14 protein-coding genes are annotated in these 20,044 nt (G+C 70.9%); 7 read left to right on the top strand and 7 right to left on the bottom strand.

Annotation, left to right across the window (positions count from 1 at the left end):
- Positions 1–100 precede the first annotated feature (100 nt).
- Positions 101–2,230, top strand: coding sequence for a serine/threonine protein kinase (locus KME78_RS23280; RefSeq protein WP_219531264.1), 2,130 nt, complete (start codon positions 101–103; stop codon positions 2,228–2,230).
- Positions 2,231–2,297: 67 nt separating this feature from the next.
- Here the strand turns inward: KME78_RS23280 and KME78_RS23275 are convergent, their stop codons facing one another.
- Positions 2,298–2,720: a YbaB/EbfC family nucleoid-associated protein gene (locus KME78_RS23275; RefSeq protein ID WP_219531263.1), complete on the bottom strand. Its 423-nt coding sequence runs from the start codon at positions 2,718–2,720 to the stop codon at positions 2,298–2,300.
- A 125-nt stretch (positions 2,721–2,845) separates the two neighbouring features.
- On the opposite strand from KME78_RS23275, the gene KME78_RS23270 reads away from it, so the two are divergent.
- Both KME78_RS23270 and KME78_RS23265 read left to right on the top strand, forming a co-directional pair.
- Positions 2,846–3,172 (top strand): hypothetical protein, encoded by a 327-nt coding sequence (locus KME78_RS23270; protein WP_219531262.1) that lies wholly within the window; start codon positions 2,846–2,848, stop codon positions 3,170–3,172.
- Positions 3,169–4,065: a hypothetical protein gene (locus tag KME78_RS23265; RefSeq protein ID WP_219531261.1), complete on the top strand. Its 897-nt coding sequence runs from the start codon at positions 3,169–3,171 to the stop codon at positions 4,063–4,065. Before KME78_RS23270 ends, KME78_RS23265 begins: the two co-directional genes overlap by 4 nt.
- Here KME78_RS23265 and KME78_RS23260 read toward each other — a convergent pair.
- Together KME78_RS23260 and KME78_RS23255 are read right to left on the bottom strand one after the other, a co-directional pair.
- Positions 4,062–5,225: a WXG100 family type VII secretion target gene (locus KME78_RS23260; protein WP_219531260.1), complete on the bottom strand. Its 1,164-nt coding sequence runs from the start codon at positions 5,223–5,225 to the stop codon at positions 4,062–4,064. The genes KME78_RS23265 and KME78_RS23260 overlap by 4 nt on opposite strands.
- On the bottom strand, positions 5,222–5,533 hold the full coding sequence (locus KME78_RS23255) for a hypothetical protein (protein ID WP_214633413.1): 312 nt from the start codon (positions 5,531–5,533) through the stop codon (positions 5,222–5,224). The genes KME78_RS23260 and KME78_RS23255 overlap by 4 nt, the downstream gene beginning before the upstream one ends.
- A gap of 168 nt (positions 5,534–5,701) precedes the next feature.
- Here KME78_RS23255 and KME78_RS23250 point away from each other — a divergent pair, with 168 nt between their 5' ends.
- Positions 5,702–5,923 (top strand): hypothetical protein, encoded by a 222-nt coding sequence (locus KME78_RS23250; protein ID WP_219531259.1) that lies wholly within the window; start codon positions 5,702–5,704, stop codon positions 5,921–5,923.
- 5 nt (positions 5,924–5,928) lie between these two features.
- A complete protein-coding gene (locus KME78_RS23245; protein WP_219531258.1) occupies positions 5,929–10,494 on the top strand; it encodes a WXG100-like domain-containing protein in 4,566 nt (1,521 codons plus the stop codon).
- Positions 10,495–10,503: 9 nt separating this feature from the next.
- Here the strand turns inward: KME78_RS23245 and KME78_RS67260 are convergent, their stop codons facing one another.
- Positions 10,504–12,714: a WD40 repeat domain-containing protein gene (locus KME78_RS67260; protein ID WP_219531257.1), complete on the bottom strand. Its 2,211-nt coding sequence runs from the start codon at positions 12,712–12,714 to the stop codon at positions 10,504–10,506.
- 10 nt (positions 12,715–12,724) lie between these two features.
- Positions 12,725–16,702: a type VII secretion protein EccCa gene (gene eccCa, locus KME78_RS23235; protein WP_219531256.1), complete on the bottom strand. Its 3,978-nt coding sequence runs from the start codon at positions 16,700–16,702 to the stop codon at positions 12,725–12,727.
- A 205-nt stretch (positions 16,703–16,907) separates the two neighbouring features.
- Here eccCa and eccD point away from each other — a divergent pair, with 205 nt between their 5' ends.
- Both eccD and KME78_RS23225 read left to right on the top strand, forming a co-directional pair.
- Positions 16,908–18,314, top strand: a complete 1,407-nt coding sequence (gene eccD / locus KME78_RS23230) for a type VII secretion integral membrane protein EccD (RefSeq protein WP_246651711.1) — start codon at positions 16,908–16,910, stop codon at positions 18,312–18,314.
- Between the two features lie 44 nt (positions 18,315–18,358).
- On the top strand, positions 18,359–18,802 hold the full coding sequence (locus KME78_RS23225; protein ID WP_219531255.1) for a YbaB/EbfC family nucleoid-associated protein: 444 nt from the start codon (positions 18,359–18,361) through the stop codon (positions 18,800–18,802).
- Here the strand turns inward: KME78_RS23225 and KME78_RS23220 are convergent, their stop codons facing one another.
- Positions 18,803–19,540 carry a hypothetical protein gene (locus KME78_RS23220; RefSeq protein WP_219531254.1) on the bottom strand — a complete coding sequence of 246 codons (738 nt, stop codon included), beginning with the start codon at positions 19,538–19,540 and terminating at the stop codon, positions 18,803–18,805.
- A gap of 13 nt (positions 19,541–19,553) precedes the next feature.
- Positions 19,554–20,044: hypothetical protein (locus KME78_RS23215; RefSeq protein WP_219531253.1), on the bottom strand; the 491-nt coding region annotated here is incomplete at its 5' end.

The raw sequence follows: 20,044 nt of genomic DNA, 5'->3' as shown, positions 1-20,044 counted from the left end.
TAGGGTTAAATGTCGGGCTACGTCCGAAACTACTGATACAGCTGTGACAGATTTGGTTGAATGCACTTGCAGCATCGAGTTTTGACTTGAAGGGAAAGAGATGCACCCTCTGCGGCCGGGTGATCCTGAGCGTTTAGGAGCTCACACCCTTTCCGGACGGCTGGACGAGGGGCCGCGGGGAGTCGCGTACCTCGGCAAGGAGTCCGAGGACGGACCCACCCGAGTGATCAAGCTGCTCCCCGCCGTGCCCGGCGCGGGGCCGCAGGACGCTGAGCGGTACAAGGGTGTCCAGCGTATTTCGAGCGTGTACGTCGCCAGGACGCTGGACGCCGGAATGCACGACGAGCAGCCGTACATCGTGCGCGAGCACATCGAGGGCCGCAGCCTGGCAGAGGCGGTGGCGGCCGATGGGCCGCTCGACGGCGACACCCTGGAGCGGGTGGCCGTCGGCGTGCTGACCGCGCTGACCGCCGTGCACCTCGCCGGCGTCACGCACCGTGGGCTCACCCCGCACAACGTGCTCCTCGCCGCGGACGGCCCCCGCGTGACCGACATCGACCTCGGCGAGGCCGCCGGCGAGCTCGGTTACCGCTCGCCCGAGCAGCTCAGCGGGCTGGGATACGGCCCTTACGCCGACGTGTTCGCCTGGGCCGCCACGATCGTCTTCGCCGCGACCGGGCAGCCCCCCTTCGGGCACGACGCCCAGGCGGTGCTCAACGGGGAGCCCGAGGTAGGCGCGCTGGCCGAGCCGCTGCGCCGGGTGGTGCTCTCCGCTCTGTCCAAGGACGTCGCGCAGCGGCCGACCACCTACACGGCGCTGCTGCAACTGCTCGGCGACAAGAGTGGCGCCGCAGCGCCGCGGGTGGGCGTCGTCGCCACGGTGCCGCCGCCCCCGCAGGCGCCGGAGGGAGAGCTCTTCCCGCCGCAGACCATCCAGCTCCCGCCGTTGGAGGCGCCGACCGAGCACCAGGCGCTGGCCGAGCACCAGGCGCCGCTCGAAGGGGTGCCGGTCCCGCAGCAGACGTGGGGCCCGCCGCCCGTGCCGCAGCAGGGGCCGTGGGAAGGGGCGCCCGGCGGGCAGCAGCCGCCGTCCCAGGTATGGCAGGCGCCAACGCAGCACGGCGGCGGCGCCGCCCCTCGGCGCAAGTCGTTCCCCATCGGGCTCGCCGCGGCCGTCACGGCGGTCGCGCTGCTGTCCGGCGTGGGGCTGTGGGGCGCGGGCCACTACGCCAAGCTGGAGCCGGTGTCCAACTCCGCGGCCGAGGCCAAGAAGGGCGGCACGCTCGCGATCGGCGGGGGCGGCGGTGACTCGTCCACGCAGGGGCAGGGGCAGCCGCAGCAGCAGTTGCCCGGCCAGCCCAATCCTCAGCAGTCGCAGCCCGACGTGACGGTGCCCTGGGCCTCCGCGAGCCCGGACCCGACCGACGTGGCCCCGCTGGTGCTGCCGACCGACTATCCCTCGTCGGCGCCCACCGCTCCGGAGTTCAGCACGGTGCCGACGCCGCAGCCGATCCTCACGCAGCCGGTGACCCAGCCGACGGTGACGCAGCCCGCGGCCCAGCCGACGGCGACGCAGCCCACCGCCACGCCGAGCGAGCGCAAGAACAGGAAGCACCGGCCCACCCCGACTCCCACCGAGTCGAAGGACCCGACGCCGACGCAGGAGCCGACGAAGTCGAAGGACCCGGACCCCACGCCGACGCAGGAGCCGACGAAGACCAGGGAGCCGGAGCCGACGCCGACGAAGACCACCGAGGAACCCAGGCCGACGCCGACGAAGACGACCCAGTCGCCCAAGCCGACGCCGACCAAGACCACCGCCAAGCCGACGCCCACGCCGACCAAGACCACGGCCAAGCCGACGCCCACGAAGACCACCGCCAAGCCGACCCCGACGCCGCCCAAGACGAACCCCTACACGCCGGCGCAGGTCTGCGGAGGCGGGTTCAGCGTGCAGCGCAGCGGCGCGTTCTCGGGCGGGGTGACGTACCAGCTCTACAACAGCGGTACCGGTGAGAACTGCGTGGTCACCATGAAGACCGCGAACGTGGGTCAGAAGACCCCGGTCAGCGCCACGCTCGATGTTCAGGGCGGGGGGAGCAGGACCGACTCCGGCAGCTATGAGTACTACGCCGGTCCGGTCAAGCTGCCCGCCAAGGGCAAGTGCGTGAAGTTCTCGGGCAGCGCCGGTTCCGGCAGCACCAACGCCGGATACAGCAACTGCGGCTGAGACAGCCCGTAAGCGAACAGCGGGGCCGGTGAGGAGCGATCCTCACCGGCCCCGCCGTCGTTGGCGCTCAGTCCTCCCAGGAGCGCTGCGTGCGGCGCATCCCTTCGAGTCGTTCGCCGGTCTCCCTGGCGTAGGCGTCCTGCAGTTCGTCCAGGTCGCGCTTGAACGTGCCCAGCAGATCCTCGCCGACGGGCTGCAGCCCGAGCAGTTCGCGGGCCTGCCGCTCGTGGTCCTCCTGGGCGGCGCGTACGGCCTCCACCACGTCGTGGCCCAGCTCTTCCGGTTCCAGCCGCATGGCCCGATGGGTGATCCGCACCTCGACGAGTTTGCTGTCGGCGTCCACCCGCGCGGACACCGTTCCGCCGCGGCTCTCGCCTGATCCGGTCAGCTGACGTAGCTCCCGCGTGGCCTCTTCGAGCTCGCGCATCGTCCGTTCGCTGGCCTGTACGAGCCGGTCGAGCTCGTCGAGACGGGGGTCACTGGAATCCATGCGCTCCACGGCATCGGCAGCAGGTTAACGAACAGCCATCGGCAGCCGTCCAATCGTCTAACTGATCATTAAGACTGCCGTGCAAACAGGGAGGTAAGGGACGACATCGGGAAGAATTCGTACATATGACGACGAAAGCGGTTGCGCCGGGGCAGGAGATCTATGTCACCTCCACGGCCATCGGTCACACGCGCGATCGGGTTGACGACGAGCTGAAGGCGGCCATTTCCTTCGTCAGGAGCCTCGTCGGCACGGTCGGGGTCGAGGCCCCGGGCTTCGGCGTACTGGGGGAAATGGTGCTGGGCGGCACCTACGACGGCATGTGTCGCTGGGCCGACAGCACGCTGGGCCAGGCGGAGGAGACAGTGGACAGCTGGGTGGGGGCGCTCAGCATCGGGGAGCGCAACTGGCGCGCGGCCGAGAAGCACAGCGCCGTGAGGTATCGCAAATGAGCGAGTACGGGAACATACGCAACTACTCGCACCCCGCCTACAACACGCCCCCCACCGCGAACACCGGCTACTCGCCCTACAGATATCCCGGCTACAACTCGCCCACCTCGTACGGCGCCTACAACCCCTACAAGCCGCCCACCTTCGGGCCGCCTCCGACGATGCCGGAGCCGATCGGGCCCAAGGTGCTGGAGTCGCTGAAGAGGCTGGGCCGGATCTCGGCCTGGCTCGTCCCCGCCGTGGTCGTCGCGGGCACGGCCATCGCCAACGAGCCGGGCATGGCGCAGGCGGCCACGAACTGGAAGAACGGCATCGCGGGCCGGCTCGACGACGGGGTCAAGCAACTGCTGCCCCAGCTCGTCGCCACGTCGCGGAGCGGCTGGATCGCCCTCGACCAGCAGGAGTTCGAGCGGGTCGTGTGGATCTTCCACCGGGAGATCGGCGCGCTGCGCGGCGTGCTCGGTGACGTGGGTGGGATGGTCGACGAGGTGGCCGCCGGGTACCGGAGCTACTGGGTCAAACTGGCCACGCTGGGCGTGACCACGCTCACCTTGCTGCTGTTCGCCAAGCGACTGCAGGCGTTCCCGCACACCAAGCTGTATGGCGGCCTGCTGGAGAAGTTCATCGCCTCCGGAACCAACGGCGCGGTGGCCATCATGACCTTGACGCTGGTGTCGGGTCTGCGTGGAGCGGGAGACATCATGTCCACCGTGGTCAAGAAGGAGCACCAGTTCGGCTACATCAAGCCGAGCGGCGCCGCCGAGGTGGACTTCGAGCAGGCGACCATCAACGCGAAGGGGTTCCCGTCGTTCCAGGCGCCGGACAAGCCCGGCGACCTGCCCAAGGGCTATGAGAAGTTCGACTGGGTGGAGCCCGAGCAGCACACGACCTAGTAGGGCCGGTACGGGCCGCCCTGCTCCATCGACTCGATGCCCGGGTGGTTGGCGAGCGATCCGTACCGGTCGTACGTGTACAGCACCCCGGCGATGATGTTGTCCACCGGCTCCAGGATCTGCTTGTATCCCGGCAGGCTGTTGTGGTCGAACGTGGGCGGGATGGTCTGCATCAGTCCCTGTGACGGCACACCGTTCTTGGCGTTGATGTCCCAGTTGTTGATGGCGCTCGGGTTGCCCCCGGACTCGTGGTGGATGATGGCCCAGATCCGCTCGATGGCCTTGGGGTCGTTCGGGTCGAGGTCCTGGAGCTTGTCCAGCAGGCCCCTTTTCCGCAGCTCCGCGGCCATCTCCGGCGACTTGATGACCCGGAGTGCCTCCTTGATCCATGCCACGACCTCGGGCTTGGGCGCGGGGGTGTTGCCGGCCGAGGAGACGCCGCCGCTGTAGGCGTAGCCGGCGCCGCCGCTCGCGCCGCCGCCGTCGCTGCCACCGGCGGCGGCCGCCGACTCCAGCGTGGTGCGCTTGTCATCGAACGGCGTCCTGACCCACTCGACCTTGTGGTCGCCCGCCTCGAAGTCGGCCCCGTCCGGCAGGGGGACCTTGGTGAAGAAGCCGAACCCGGCATCCGCGCCGAGCTGCTTGGCCAGCGCCTTCTTGGCGTCCTCGAGGTCGCCTTCGGCCTTCTCGACCAGGCTCTCGGCCTGCGTGACGTTGCCGCTGACGATCGTCGTACGGGCCAGCGCGGCTTCGGCGTCCTGCGCCGTGGCCTTGGGGTTCAGCTTCGCGTACTGGGTCTTGTACGTTGCCGCGCGCTCGACCGCGTCCTGGCAGAGCGCGTTGACCTTGCCGTGGGCGTCCTCCAGCGAGGTGGCCGCCTTGTCGAGAGCGTCGGCGCAGGCCGTCAGCGCTTCGTTGAGATCGGTGCTCGCCCGTGGGTAGGCGTTCATGTACTTGGTGAAGGCGTCGGCCGAGCCGCCCTGCCACGCCTTGTCCACCTCGCCGACCGCCTTGGTCAGGGAGTTGGTCGACCTGGTGACGTGACCGGCCGCCGCCCGCCAGGCGCCGGCGGTGTTCCTGATCGCCTGTGGATTCCCGGTCACTTTCGTGAGAAGCGCGGCGAGCCGGTCACCACCGGGCAGGTCGCTGACCCCGCTCATCCGCCGGAGGCCTTCGCGGCCTTGCGCAGGTTGGTCTCCACCTGGTCGATCGCCTTCTCGACACTGTTCAGCCGGCTCTTGCCCGCCTGTAACTCTTCCTCGAGCGCCCGCCACACCTTGTCGACATCCGTGGCCAGGTCGCCGGAGTCCTTGAGGGCGCCGAACGTCTTCGACGAGGTCTGCCCGGTCGGTGCCGAGGACTTGGTGCCCTCGAACGCGTCGTCCAGGTCGAGCATGTTCGCCACCTTGCGGGCCCGTTTTCCGCATTCTTCGAGCGCCTGGTAGTGCACATCGACCCAGCCGCTCATCGGACCCCCAGACGTTCTGCTGTGAAGTGCACGAAACATGAGCATAGTGGACAGTTATCTGAGATGTCCTTGAGGAAGGAGAAACGATTGGGGCAGGAAGGCAGCTACTCTGCGCAATGGGCAAATATCCGGCAGGGGGCCGTAGTCGCGAAGGAGGAGGCCGAGCACGTGCGCAAGGTCCGTGACGCACTGCGCGACGTGTTCATCGCCGAGGGGCGGCCCATGGGGGACGACCAGTACGGCGCGGAGTTCGAGAAGAGCTTCCCCCTCCGGACGAAGGCCATCTTCAAGGGCTTCGAGGACTACATCGACGAGTTGGAAGGTGTCGGCGACGGGATGCGCGTCAACGCCAACACGTACGAGGCCGCCGAGATCGACACTCAGGGCTGACCCGCGTGCTGCTTGATGGGATACCGGTGCCCGAGTGGGCCCGTCCGTGGGCGGGCTGGGTGCTGGGCACGGACTGGCCCAAGGGGAAGGAAGGCGGTCTGTTCCGGCTGGCCGACGGGCTGGTGAAGGCGGCCCGCGACGTGGCCGCCGGAGCGGACGGCGACGGCATACGGCTGGGCGCCGAGGGGTGGGACGGAGCGGCACTCCGGGCTTTCCAGAAGCGGGTGTCGAAGGACGTGGGCGGCCGCCAGGCGGCTCTGGTGCGGTCCCTGGTGGACCTGGCGCTCGCCTGCAACGAGCTGGGGGTGCAGCTCGAGTTCACCAAACGGATGATGCGGCTGGCCGTACTGCTGCTGGTGGTGCAGCTGGCGTGGCTGATGTGGGCGCTGGTGTCGCCCGCGGGCGGGCTGACGTTACGGCTGATGGGGGTACGCGCCCAGGCGGCGCGGTGGACGGTACGCCAGTTCGCCCGCCGGTTGCTGATCAACATCGCGCTGTTCGGCGGGCTGCTCGGCGGGATGGATCTCCTGGTCCAGCTGACGCAGTCGCGCCGGGAGGGGGTGGACTGGCGGCAGGTGGGGTCGTCGGCGGCCACCGGAGCGCTGACCGGGGGGTTGCTGACCGGGCTGGCGTGGGCGTTCCCGACGCGCTCGCTGTGGATGCTGATGGGCCAGTCGGGGGTGGCGAACGCCGGTACCGTGCTGATCTCGCAGCTGTGGGACGGCGACGAGCACATCGACGGGCTGCTGGTGCTGAAGGGCCTGACGTCGGGCGTGATCGGTGGCGCCGACTCGCACTGGGCGAGCTGGAGCCCGGACGGCGGCCACGTCGGACCCAGGCCGCCGGACGGGCACGCGCGTCCCGACAACCCAGGCCTTCGGGACGGCCCTCCGGACGGCACCAGGCCCGATGACGCGGCGGACGCCGGATACACCAGGCTCGCGGACGCCGGCGAGACCGGCCACCGCACGCTGCCCGACGGCGGGGACGCCCCGCCGCACCCGCGGACCACGCAGCGCAGTGTCGACGAGCTGATCAACTGGTCGCGCTCGGGCGAGCCCGGATCCCCCCGGCTCAGGGACCACGCGGCGTTCGGCGAGAGCGCCTCCCGCGGCGTGGTGGCGCGCGAGCCGCTGAGCGGGGCCCGCGGTGAAACCGTGAAGCTGGACAAAGCCACGCTGGCCGACGGCAGCCACGCCGTCGAGAAGGAGTTCTCCGGGACGGACCGGCGGGACCGCGAGCATCTCAACTCGCGGCTCGGCCGCACGGTCGGCGCCGAGGTCCCCGCGACCCACATCACCGGCGAGCGTCACCTGCTCATCGACTGGGTCGACGGCGAGCACGTGCCGGTCCGGGGCGAGCCGGACGACAAGTGGTACATGTCGCGGCTGCACAACACCCGCGAGGGGATCCTGCTCGGCCTGCTGGACGCGCTGACCGGCAACCACGACCGCTTCTCCCCGGGCCGCGCCACGCACGACTTCCTCGCCGGCCGCGACGGCATCGTCAGGGGCTACGACGGCGACAAGACCTTCACCGGGCGGCTGCCCGACACGGACAGTCCCTTCGTCCGCCACTTCTTCCGCGACAAGGGAGTGCTGGCCGACTGGGCGCCCAACCCGCTCAGCAAGAGCGACGTCGAGACGCTGCGGACGCGCATCGAGGCGCTGCGGACGGAGTTCCGCGGCCACGAGGACTGGTACGCCAGCGTCAAGTTCGCCTTCGAGAAGATCGCGGAGAACGCCAGCGGCACGGTGTCGGTGCTGGACGCGCCCCCCGGGTCCATGATCGTGGAGCCGCGGGCGGCGGGCCCGGAGTTCGGGCAGCGGCCCCGGACGTTCGAGGGAACCACACCGCCTCGCGCGCCGGACGCCGTCCCGCCGGAGCGGCCCTCGTCGGCCGGCGACTCTGGCGACCGTATGCGGGCGCGCCCGGTCCGCAGTTACGAGTTCGATCCCGACTACCGCACTCCGCTCCTGCCGGTCCACGGCGAGTCCGTCTTGGACAAGCTCCGGGGCGTTCTGTCCAATTGCATAGACCCGCGGCAGGCGGTCAGAGCGAGCGAATGGGCCCACCTCAGGAAGAACGCGGATCCGTGGGTGGTCGAGAGCCGTAACCCGCAGCGTCCGGTGCTCGATGCCAGCGCTCTCGTGGAGGCACGCCGTTTCGCGATCCGCGGCGACGAGGTCCGGACGGTGACCGAGTTCACGGTCAAGATCAAGTACGTCGCCGAGAAGGGTATGACGTCCGAGCAGGTCGCGCGGCTCAAGTCCAACGCGCTCGACGGTGTGGACCGGTACTACAACCACCAGCACCGGCTCCGCGACGGCAGCCAGCTGCACGTCCGGCTGGAGTTCCAGGAAGTGCGTAACGCGCAGCCCGGCGATCTCGAGGTGGTGACCTTCCGTGCCGCCGATGGCCGCGCCGACATGCTGACCTGGTACGCCGACAACGACGGGCACATCCACGCCCACGAGATCGGGCACCACCTCGGGCTGGCGGACGAGTACCTCGAACCCCCGGAGCGGGGCCGCCGGACGCTCACCGACCGGCACATGGAGCCGGGCGACAACCTGATGGGCGACGCGCTCCGCGTGAAAGCGGACGGCGGCGTGCTGCTGGACCACGCGGGCCACGAAGTCCCGCCGGTGGCCGCGCTGCGCGACCACCACCTGGTGCACTTCGACGACCTGGTGCCCGCGTCGCAGCGGTTCGTCGAGGGGGAGGCCGGGTTCCGGCAGCCGGCCGACGAGTGGACGCGGGCCGCGTACAGGCCGGAACAGCTGCGCCTGTCCGACCACCTGAGAGACCTGCTCGGCAAATTCCCGCATCGGGACGGCGACCTGATCGACCACGTGCGGATGCTGGATCGCGCCTATGCCCTGTTCGGCGATCGGCTCACCCAGCGCCATCTCGACTACGTCCGCGCGCTCGTGGACACCGCCCACTCGCTCTACGGCGCCGCCCCCGATGCCGTGACGGTACGAGATCTGCGCCGACTGTCCGGCCTGGTGACCTTCCTCGGCTGGAAGCCGGACGTGGGACCGCTCGACGGGGCCTGGGTCAGGGCGCGGAGCGAGGCGGTGCTGGGGGGCGGTCATGCCGACGCGAGGATGATCGAGGGCCTGTCGAGGCTGCGCGAGTGGTTCGCCTACACCGACGGGCGGCCACAACCGGGCGAGACAGGACCGCAGGTCATGCGGAGGGCGGCCGGAGAGTTCTTCGGCGAGCCACCCAGCGAGGCCGGCGTCCGCCGCGCCGCCACCTTGTTCAGCGAGGCGGCGGAGCGCTCGCCCGTCCTGGCCGACGGATCGCCTGACTACGTCCGCGTCACGACCGAACTGAGGGCCAGGCAGGGGGGCGAGTGGCAGGGCCGCGCGTACGGCGGCGATGACTTCGGCACGCTCGTGGAGCAACTGCACGACGACCAGGGAGGCGGGCAGCCCGCCGGGCCGCCCAAGGCTCCTGCGGGGCACCCGCAGAACAAAGGGCCGGCATGGGACGCGCGAAGGGTGGGCGAGGCGGTCGCCGACTGGGGGGCCAGGCCGCACGGGGGGAAGCCGCACGCCTTCAGCCCGGCCGAGCTGGTGGCCGCGCGCAGGCGGGTCCAGCCGGTGCACATGGGGGCACGTGACCCGGAGGTCGCGGCCATCGAGCGTCGCGACCTGACCGTCAAGGCACGCGACGGAGTGATGCGGCCCGTCACGGAGTACACCGTCAGGTTCGCCTACCGGTCCGACACATCGCCGCTGGGTCACCTTGGCACGCGCGTGCGGGCAGGTCTCGACCAGTTCGTCAACGGCAGGTACGTGCTGCCGGACGGCTCGACGCTGCTCGTCCGGGCGGAGTTCGTGCCGGCGGAACGCCGCGGTGTCACGATCGGACACCGCGACGAGGCACCTGGCAGTAAGCCGTCCGACTTCCCCCACGGGGCGTCACACGTCGATCTGGCGCTCAAGGTCCTCGATCAGCTGGGCATGGACGACGTGCTCGGCCCCCCGCAGACGACCGAACCGGCTCCCAGGCCGGACGCCGTAGCCGCGCACAGGCAGGCGGCATGGGACATGCGAAGGGTGGGCGAGGCGGTCACCGACTGGGGGGCCACGCCGCACGGGGGGAAACCGCACGCCTTCGGCCCGGCCGAGCTGGTGGCCGCGCGCAGGCAGGTCGAGCCGGTGAAGATGGGGGCACGTGATCCGGGGGGCGCGGCCATCGAGCGTCGCGACCTGACCCTCAAACCAAAAGACGGAGTGGTACGGCGCGTTACCGAGTACACCGTCAAGTTCGCCTACCGGTCCGACATGTCACAGGCGGACCTGGGCTACTTCGGCAGGCGCGTGCGGGCGGCTCTCAGCCGGTTCGTCGACGGCAGGTACGTGCTGCCGGACGGCTCGGTGCTGCTTGTACGGGCGGAGTTCGCGCCGACGGAATTGCGCGGTGTCACGATCGGACACCGCGACGAGGCACCTGGCAGCAGGTCGTTCGACTTCCTCTATGAGGCGTCATACGCCGAGCTGGCGCTCAAGGTCCTTGATCAGCTGGGCATGGACGACGTGCTCGGCCCGGGGTAGACGGCGCTCTTACGGGGGCGTGGCGGGGTGCGGTTCTGGGGGTGTCAGGCGGCTCAGGCCGTTCTGGGTGACCGCGTACAGATCGCCGGACAGGGCGAGGGGGACGGCACCCAGCCGGGTCTCGCCGGCCTGCACGCCGTCCGGCAGGTGCCACAGCCGTACGGTGCCGTCGTCGCAGCCCACCGCCAGCACGTCGGGACCGAGGAAGCGCAGGCATCTGACCGTGCCCGGGTTGCCGCCGAGCACCACGACGTCCTCGCCCGTCTCGGCGTCGCGCACGGGCACCAGCCCGTCATAGCTGCCGGAGGCGAGCACCGCCCGGCCGCCGACCGTGCCGAACGCCAGCGCGTACACCGGCAGCGGGTGCCCATGCACGGCCGACAGCGGCCGGCCCGTCGCCGCGTCCCAGGTCCTGAGCACCCGGTCGTACCCGCTCGACGCGATCACGACCCGGTCGCCGGACCGGCCGGTGGCCACGCACGTGACGCCCGCCGTGTGTGCGGTCAGGCGGCGCAGCGGGCGGCCCGAGGTCGCGTCCCAGGTCCTGACCGTGCCGTCCATGCCGCCGGAGACCAGCAGGTCGCCGTCGAGGGCGAGCGCGAGCACCTGGCCGGTGTGCGGGGTCGGCACCGCGACCACACCGCCCACGGGATCGTGTACGCGGACGGTGCCACTGCCGGTGCCGCAGACCAGGCTTCCACCGTCGAACGCCAGGCTGGTGATGCCGCCATCTGTGGGGGCGGCGGGGATGCTGTCGCTGGGTGCGGTGGTGCCGCCGTCCGCGGATGCCCTGGGCCGGAAGCCGTCGGCCGGCCGCCAGGATCGCAACGTGCCGTCGGGGGACCCGGCGGCCAGGAGCGTCCCATCGGTGGCGACCGCGTCCGCGACGGAGTCGGTGAGCTCCCGCACCAGCGTGCCGTCGACCGCCCAGACCCGGACCCCGTCACCTGCGGTGACCAGCCGTTCCGGCGCTGCGGCGGACGCGGTGGTTGCCGACCCTTGGGGGGCTGCGGTGGTGATGTCGGCGGCCCAGTCGCCGGACCGCCATTCCGCCAGGAGCGTGCCGGTGTGCGGGTCGTGGATGGTCACCCGGCCGTCGAGCGCGCAGGACGCCAGCGCCGGACGTCCCGCCACGGTGAGGAACACCAGCCCGGTCACGCTCGACGAGTGACCCTCCAGCGCGCGTAGCTCCTGCCCGGTGCCGGCGTCCCAGATCCGGACGAGCCGGTCGGCGCCCGCCGACGCGACGAGCCCGTCACCGGTGGCGACCGCGTTCACCCAGCCCTCGTGGCCGTACAGCGAGTGCAGGGTGCGGCCGTTCGACAGGTCGGTGAGCCGCACCATCCCGTCGTCGGAGCCGGCGACCAGGAGGGTGCCGTGGGCGCGCACCGCGTTGATCGCGCCCTCGTGCCGGTCCGCCAGCGAGCCCAGCGATCCCGCGGCGTCCCAGACACGCAGGACGCCGTCGGCGCCGCCGGTGTAGATCAGCCCGCCGGCCGCGGTCACCGCCAGGACCGGGCCGTCATGGCCCGCCGCGGCGTGGAGCTGCTGTCCGGTGCCGGTGTCCCAGACCCTGATGACCAGGTCGTCGCCGCCGGTGGCGACGATCTCCCGGCCACCGGCCGCGCCGAGCGCGATCGCCCGGGTGGGCGCGTCGGTGACGGTGGCGGCACCCAGCTCCTCCTCGTACGGCAGCCCGTACAGGGCGAAGGTACGACCGGGGCGGGACAGCGCGTAGGCGGGCAGCCCGCCCACGGTGCCGAAGGCGGCGGCGGCCGGCGAGCCGGGATCGGGCGGCGGCAGCGTGGGGTCCGGCGCGGAGCGGTGGGCCAGCCTCGGCAGCTCGTTCGCCGTTTCCCTGACGGCACCCCCGCTGACCTGGTGCACCAGCGCGTCGAGTATCCGCAGAGCCGGCTCCAACCCCAGCTCGCCGCCGTCGTCCCAGCCGAACAGCACCGACCCGGTCAGCTCGCCATCGATCATGCTCAGTTCGCGCAGCGTGGAGCCCGGCACCGGCGCGGGCGCCGCCACCTCGGGGAAGCCCGAAGCGCGCAGCGCGTCCAGCAGCCAGGGCCACACGGCCCGGTCCAGCTCGGCCGTCCAGGCCCGGAGGCCGCTCGCCCGCGCGTGCTCCAGCCGGGCCCGCCCGTCGGCCGGCACCGTCAGGTCCACGGCGCCGGGGAAGGACATGCCGGTCAGCCGATAACGCACATGTGACACGGCTGCCAACCTACGGCGTGTCCAGGAACGCCGTCTGGATCAGGCGCGCGCCCGACCTCCTGTCCACGTAGAAGCCGCGGCCCGGCGGGAGCTGCTGCGGACGTACGTTGCCGAACAGCGCGCCCTCGTCCTTGTTGCCCGACATGATCAGAGCCGGGCTCGCCATCTCCTTCAGCCGCTGGACGGCCGGGTCGAACATGGACCGGCTCGCGCCACCCATCTGGCGGGAAATGATCAGGTGCAGGCCGATGTCGCGGGCCTGCGGCAGCAGTTCGGCCAGGGGTGCCAGCGGGTTGTTCGAGGTGGCGACCAGGTCGTAGTCGTCCACGATGATGTACAGGTCGGAGCCCTGCCACCAGCTGCGCTCCCTGAGCTGTTCCGGCGTGAGGTCCGCCGGGGGCAGCCGCTTGAGCAGCGCGGTGCGGGCATCCTGGATCAGCTCGGCCGCGGCGGTGCTGGAGGCCGCGTACCCGATGCGGTGGTCGGTGACCGCCGTGTCGAGCAGGGCGCGCCGGTAGTCCAACACGATCATCATGCATTCCTTGGGCGTCTTCCTGGCGACCAGGCCTTCCATGATGAGCTTCAGCACGTTCGACTTGCCGCACTCGGTGTCGCCGAACACGATGAAGTGCGGGTCGACGTCGAAGTCGAGCGCGACCGGCGCCAGGGCGGCCTCGTCGATGCCGATGGCGATCCGGTTCGGCCCGGTCAGGGCGGGCTCCGGGAGCGACGCGGCGGGCAGCATCGCCGGCAGCAGCCGCACGGGGCGGGCGGCAGGACCCTGCCAGGAGGCCCGTACGACCTCCACCAGCGAACGCACGCCGGCGGACAGGTCGTCGGCACCACGCACCCCGTCGATGCGCGGCAGCGCGGACAGGAAGTGCATGCCCTCCTTGGTCAACCCGCGCCCCGGCACGCCTTCCGGTACGGCCAGCGCCGCCTTGCGGCTGACCTCCGACTCGTAGGCGTCACCGAGCTTGAACTCCAGCCGGGTGCCGAACAGGTCCCTGATCCCCGCCCGGAACTCCGACCACTTGTTGGTGGAGGCGACGATGTGGATGCCGTACCCGAGCCCTCTGGCGGCGAGGTCGGTGATGACCCCCTCCAGCGCCTCGTACTCCTGGCGGATGGTCAGCCAGCCGTCGATGAGCAGGAAGATGTCGCCCCAGCCGTCGCCCTCGTACTCTCCCGAGGCCACGAGTCGGCGGTAGGTGCTGATCGAGTCGATGCCGCGCGCGGCGAAGTCGCGCTCGCGCTGCGCGAGGATCGTGGCGATCTCCGCGACGGTCCTGCGTACCCGGTCGGCGTCCATGCGGGTGGCCACGCCGCCGACGTGCGGCAGGCCGTCCAGCGCGGCCAGCGCGCCACCGCCGAAGTCCAGGCAGTAGAACTGCACCTCGCGCGGCGTGTGCGTGAGCGCCATGCTGGTCACCAGCGTGCGCAGCACGTTGCTCTTGCCGCTCTGCGTGCCGCCCGCGACGCCGACGTGACCGGCCGCTCCCGACAGGTCCAGCCAGTACGGGTCGCGACGCTGCTCGAACGGCTTGTCGATGATGCCCACGACCCCGGCGAGGCGGCCCCTGCCCTCCCAGCCGGGCGTGGACAGGCCGAGCTCGGGGGTGACGGTCAGCGGCGGCAGCAGGTGCGCGAGGGTCGGCGGCTCGCCGAGCGGCGGCAGCCAGATCCGGTGCGCGGCGGGGCCGTGCCCGGACAGCCGCTCCACGACGATGTCGAGCAGGCTGCTTCGCGGCCCCTTCTCCTCGTCGGTCCTGGCGACCTCCTTGGCCGGCTCCTCCACGACCGGGAGCGGCGCGTAGGCCGGGCCGTACTCGACGACCTGGCGGATCGTCCTGTCGTCGCCCTCGGGGGCCGCGTGGCGGGGGTCGCTCTGGTGGGGGCCGGACACGTACGCGGCCTTGAACCGGGTCATCCCGGTGGTGTCGAACTTCAGGTAGCCGTTGCCCGGCGCGGACGGCAGCTCGTAGGCGTCGGCCACGCCGAGCACGACGCGGCTCTCCATGGCCGAGAACGTCCGCAGGCCGATCCGGTACGACAGGTGCGTGTCCAGGCCGCGCAGCCGGCCCTCCTCCAGCCGCTGGGAGGCCAGCAGCAGGTGCACGCCGAGCGAGCGGCCGAGCCGTCCGATCATCACGAACAGCTCGATGAACTCCGGCTTGGCCGACAGCAGCTCGCTGAACTCGTCCAGCACCACGAAGAGCGTCGGCATCGGCGCCAGTTGGGCGCCCTGCTCGCGGGCCCGCTCGTAGTCGCGCAGCGAGGCGTAGTTGCCGGCCGAGCGCAGCAGCTCCTGGCGGCGCACCATCTCGCCGTGCAGCGCGTCGTACATGCGGTCGACCAGCGGGAGCTCGTCCTCCAGGTTGGTGATGACCGCGGAGACATGGGTGAGCGTGTCGAGCCCGAGGAAGGTGGCGCCACCCTTGAAGTCGACCAGGACGAAGTTCAGGATCTCCGACGAATGGGTGACGGCCAGGCCGAGCACCAGCGTGCGGAGCAGCTCGCTCTTGCCGGAGCCGGTGGCGCCGATGACCAGGCCGTGCGGGCCCATGCCGCCCTGCGCCGACTCCTTGATGTCCAGCTCGACCATCCGGCCGTCGGCGCCGAGGCCGATCGGCACCCGCAGCCGGTTGCGGCCCGCCCGCGGGCGCCAGGTCAGCGCCGGGTCCAGCCGCAGGGGGTCGCCGATGCCGAGCAGGTCGGTCAGCGTGGTGTTGACCGACAGCACGTCCTCGACCTCGCCGCCGCTGGTGGCGGAGGCGCGCAGCGGCGCGAGCTGCCTGGCCAGCCCTTCCACCCGCAGGTAGTCGAGCTTGTCGGGGTTGCCGAGCCGGGTCTTGTTCTCCTTGCCGGCGTGGTCCAGCTTGATCATGTGGAAGCCGTCGAGCTGGATCTCCAGCCGGAGCGTGGCCTTCTCCTCCACCGGCCCGGTGGCCCCGGACAGGTCGATCACTGTGACGCCCTGGATGGCGTCGACGCCGAGCTGCGAGTCGTGCGGCACGTGCCCGCCGTCGACGATGAGCACGTGGTACGGCAGGGCGTCCGCCGGCGAGCCGGGCCGGAACCTGGCCCGCTCCTTGAGCTCGGCGCCCACCAGGCGGTCCAGCTCGCTCATGTTCTCGGCCATCAGGCGCACCGGCCCGGCGGCGTCGACCTCGTCGGGGTGCAGCGCGTGGGGCAGCCACTTGACCCAGTCCCAGTGGCCCATCCACTCCTGGCCGGCGCACACCATGATCCGCAGGTCGTCCGGCGAGTGGAACACCGCCATCTGGCCGATCATGGCCCGTACCAGCTCGCGCATGGCCATCGCGTCGCCGGTGAGCTTGATGCGCGCGAACGAGCCCAGCGCCACGGCCACCGGCAGCTCCGACACCGTCGCGTGCGCCCTGACGAACCTGCGCAGCGCGCCGGCCGACAGCGCGTCGAGGTCCTCCACCGGCTTGGAGTCCGGCGGGATGAGCTGGATGGCCAGCTTCTGCACACCGGTGCCGAGCCGTACCGTGCTGAAGTCGTCGTCACGCGGCCGGCGCTCCCACAGGCGGGGGCCCATCGCGATCCACCAGAGCGCGTCGGGCTCGGGGCCGCTCCACTCCAGTGCCTCGCGCTGCTGCTTGGCCGCCCGCCTGACCTTCTTGCGTACCTGTGACAAGTAGCGGAAGTAGTCGCGGCGGGCCCCGTTGAGCTTGTGCTTGCGCTCGCCCGCCTGGCGGCCCATCTGCCCCAGCGTCATGCCGACCATGGACACCGCGAACATGCCGCTGGCCACGTACATGATCGGATTGGAGTTGCCGCCCGCGGTGAACATCAGGGCCATCGCGGCGGCGCCCGCCACCATGGGCAGATACGTGAGCACCAGCATGAAGCCCTGGCCCTGGACCTCGGGGATCTCAGGAGGCGATTCGAGCAGGATCTCCCCGCGCGGAGGTTTGGGGCTGGGACGACGTTCGGGTCGCCGGACAACGACGATGCTCACCGTGGAATGGTCCTCCGTATCGGTTGCTGACCTTCTTACCAGAAGCGACCCGATATGTTCTCTCTTGTCCATGATGCTCGTGGGACGGAGTCCAGCGATGGGATCGATGGTCCACGGACCGTCCGTTCAGGGACCGTTTCCGCAGGGGCCACCGCGCCTGCCAGGTCCGCCGCACCTGCAGGGCCCCCCGCACCCGCCGGGACCCATGCAGGTCAGCTCGCTCGCCCAGGTGCACGTGCCGCTGCCCCCGCTGTGCCACGTGACGATCGTGGGACCACGGCGCAAGGCCGACCTGGCGCTGCCCGCCGACATCCCGCTCCCGCACGTCCTGCCCGGACTGCTGCGCGCCCTGGACGAGCTGGGCGGCGAGTCCGCCGCCGCGCCGGGGTGGACGCTGCAGCGGCTCGGCGGCTCCCCGCTCGACCTGGGCCAGAGCCTCGGCGCGCTGGGCATACTCGACGGCGAGGTGCTCTACCTCAGGCCGCGCGAGGCGATCCTGCCGCCCGCCCTGTACGACGACGTGGCCGACGTGGTCGCGACCGGGGTGAAGAAGTCCTCGGGCACCTGGGAACCCAAGCACACCCGGCTGATGGGCGCGAGCGGCGCGCTCGGGCTGCTGGTCGTCGGCGCGTTCGCCCTGGCGCTCTCCGGAGCGTCCCCGCTGGTCGTCACGGTGGTGGCGGGCCTGATGGCGCTGGTGGTCGTGGCCACGGGCGCGGCTCTGTCGAGGGCGGTGGGCGACTCCCTGGCGGGCGCCCTGATCGGGCACGCGGCGCTGCCGTACGGCTTCATGGCGGGCCTGTTCGCACCGGCCAGCGGCGGCGTCCTGAGCGTCGGCCCGCCCCACCTGCTGGCCGCGCTCGCCTGCACCGCGCTGGTGGCGACCATCGCGGGCGCGCTGATCTCCGACGGCGTACCGGGATTCCTCGGTACGGCCGTCGCCGCGACCTGCGGGGCGATCGGCGCGGCCGTGGTCATGGTGTGGGGCCCGCCGCCCGCGGGAGTGGCCGCGGTGACGGTGTCGATCCTGCTGGGGCTGAGCCCGCTGGTGCCCACGCTGTCCTTCCGCCTGGCCAAGGTGCCGCTCCCGGCCATGCCCACCACCGCGGAGGAACTGCGGGCCGACAACCAGCGCCTGGACAGCGCGGCCATCCAGGAGCGGACCGTCATCGCCCAGCGCTACGCCACCGGCATGATCATCGCGGTCGGGCTGGTGGCGCTGGTCTCCGAGGTGCTGCTGGCGACGTACGGCGGCTGGGTCGCCTCCCTCATGACCGGAACGCTCGGACTGACGCTGATGATGCGGGCCCGGGTCTTCCGCGGCCTCCGTCAGCGGCTGTGGCTGATCACCGTCGGTCTCGCCGCGTTCGGCCTGCTGGCGATGACCCTCGGCCCGAAGTCCGGCGTCATCGGGGCCGTGGCCGTGGCGATCGTCATGCTGTGGCTGGCCCTGACCGCCGTCGGCATCGGCCTCTGGCTGCCTACGGGCCGGCCGTCGCCGTTCTGGGGCCGCGCGGCGGACATCGTGGACGTCATCCTGATCGTCGAGCTCTTCCCGCTTGCGCTGGGCGTTCTGGAGGTCTATTCCTGGGTGCGCGGTTTGTCGGGCTGATAGGTTGCTGCGCGATTTAACAATGTTGTGAGAGTGGAGTGAAGATGCAGGAGTTCGGGGACTTCGCGAACATCGACATCGAGAAGCTTCTCAAGGGCGCGGACGAACAGTTCGCGCGCATCGAAGAGCTCCAGAAGAACATGGCCGACATCGTCGGGCGGGCCCAGGACGACGACGGCCTGGTCACGATCGCGTACGGCAGCGAGGGGCTACGCGACCTCCTGCTCCACCCCAAGGCGATGCGGCTGAGCTCGGGCGAGCTGTCCGAGCTCATCAAGCAGCAGCTCCAGGCCGCGACTGCGGACCTGCAGCGCCAGGTCACCGAGGCCATGGGCCAGGCGTTCGGCGACGAGGACAACCCGATGAAGTACGTCGAGGACCCCGAGGCCGCCTTGAGCAAGATCAAGGAGGCCGAGTCCGCCTACAACCGGACGTTCGAGGACGTCATGGGCGAACTCGACCGCATCCGCCGCCGCCTGGACCTCTGACTAGGCCTCCTTCTTCGGGCCCAGGGGCTGGCCGTCCTTGTCGAACGTGGGCAGGTTGGGGATGTAGACCTGCTCGAACGCCGGCATCTTCTTGGGGTCCGTGGGGGTGACGGCCTTGGTCATGTTCTCCGAGGCGCTCTGGCCCATGAACATGCCCGCCGCCGTGGCGACGCCGCCGGCCGCCATGTAGACGGCCTTGCTCTTGCCCACGATCGACCTCAGCACGACGAGCGCCGCGCTGCTCGAAGCGGTGGCGCTGATGTCCGTCGCCACCGCCGTGGGCGGGAAGAGCTTGCCCGCGGCGCTGAGGGCGGAGAGGGTGGCCAGGACCGTGGCCACGGAGACGCTGGCCACGGCCATCTGGAAGGAGTGTCCGGCGAGCTGGTCGAGCGCTCCGGCGAGCTCGGAGTAGGCCTGCGAGCTGTTCTTCGCCTGCGTGGTGAACTTCTTCACCGCGGTGTCGACTTCCGGCCGCGACATCTTCTCCCAGTCGTCGTGGTCGATGGTGTCCAAAGCGGTGTCGATGGACGCCGCCGCGTTGTTGACCGTGGTGGTCATCTCGCGGGTGTTCCTGGCCGCTTCACGGATGTCGCTGGGGCTGGAGAGAACCGTGCCGATGAGAGTGCCGGAGAACCTGCAGATCGTTTGGATCGCGGGGTTCGATGGCAGGCCCGAGGCGACGAAGCAGGCGCCTATCGCCGCGGTGTACATGCTGATGCCATATTCGTAAGAGTCCATGTCGTCCCCGGGATCAGCTCTTCTTCGCGGTGCTCTTGTCGTTGGCCTCCCGGACGACGCCGGCTCCCTCTCGGAGCTGCGCGTCCCAGACACCCAGTTGGTTCTTGGCGCTCTTGAGATAGTCGGCGGCCGACGTGCGGGCCGAGCTGTAGGCGGAGCCGAACGTCATCGAGCCCACCAGGCCGAACCCTGGAAAGCCGATGTCGACGTTCCGGGCCGTGTTCTCGGCGGCGCCCATGTGGTCGCCCGGGGTGTCGCCCTTGCCGTCCTCGGTAGGACCGATCTTCTTGCCGAGCTTCTCCATGACGTCGGGGTGGGCCTTGCGCCAGCCGCCGCCGACGCCACCTCCCGCGAGCTTGGCGTCCTTCCCGAGACCGGTGGTGTCCGTGCCGCCGGTCTGGTCGCCGCCTTTGCCCTTGTCGTCACCCCCACCCCCATCCCCGCCCCCGCCGCCTCCGGTGGAGCCGGGGGTTTCGGCGGACGGGGTGGTCGCGCTGGGGATGT

The sequence above is a fragment of the Nonomuraea guangzhouensis genome (assembly GCF_019396345.1).
In the GTDB taxonomy this organism is placed as follows: domain Bacteria; phylum Actinomycetota; class Actinomycetes; order Streptosporangiales; family Streptosporangiaceae; genus Nonomuraea; species Nonomuraea guangzhouensis.
The sequence above is the reverse complement of the archived record's forward strand: the minus strand, read 5'-3'. Positions and strand labels throughout refer to the sequence as shown.

Coding starts and splice junctions, on each gene's coding strand:
- KME78_RS23275 (WP_219531263.1), bottom strand. CDS start 2,720: ATGGATTCCAGTGACCCCCGTCTCGACGAGCTCGACCGGCTCGTACAG.
- KME78_RS23260 (WP_219531260.1), bottom strand. CDS start 5,225: ATGAGCGGGGTCAGCGACCTGCCCGGTGGTGACCGGCTCGCCGCGCTT.
- KME78_RS23280 (WP_219531264.1), top strand. CDS start 101: ATGCACCCTCTGCGGCCGGGTGATCCTGAGCGTTTAGGAGCTCACACC.
- KME78_RS23255 (WP_214633413.1), bottom strand. CDS start 5,533: ATGAGCGGCTGGGTCGATGTGCACTACCAGGCGCTCGAAGAATGCGGA.
- KME78_RS23265 (WP_219531261.1), top strand. CDS start 3,169: ATGAGCGAGTACGGGAACATACGCAACTACTCGCACCCCGCCTACAAC.
- eccD (WP_246651711.1), top strand. CDS start 16,908: ATGCAGGTCAGCTCGCTCGCCCAGGTGCACGTGCCGCTGCCCCCGCTG.
- KME78_RS23270 (WP_219531262.1), top strand. CDS start 2,846: ATGACGACGAAAGCGGTTGCGCCGGGGCAGGAGATCTATGTCACCTCC.
- KME78_RS23225 (WP_219531255.1), top strand. CDS start 18,359: ATGCAGGAGTTCGGGGACTTCGCGAACATCGACATCGAGAAGCTTCTC.
- KME78_RS23220 (WP_219531254.1), bottom strand. CDS start 19,540: ATGGACTCTTACGAATATGGCATCAGCATGTACACCGCGGCGATAGGC.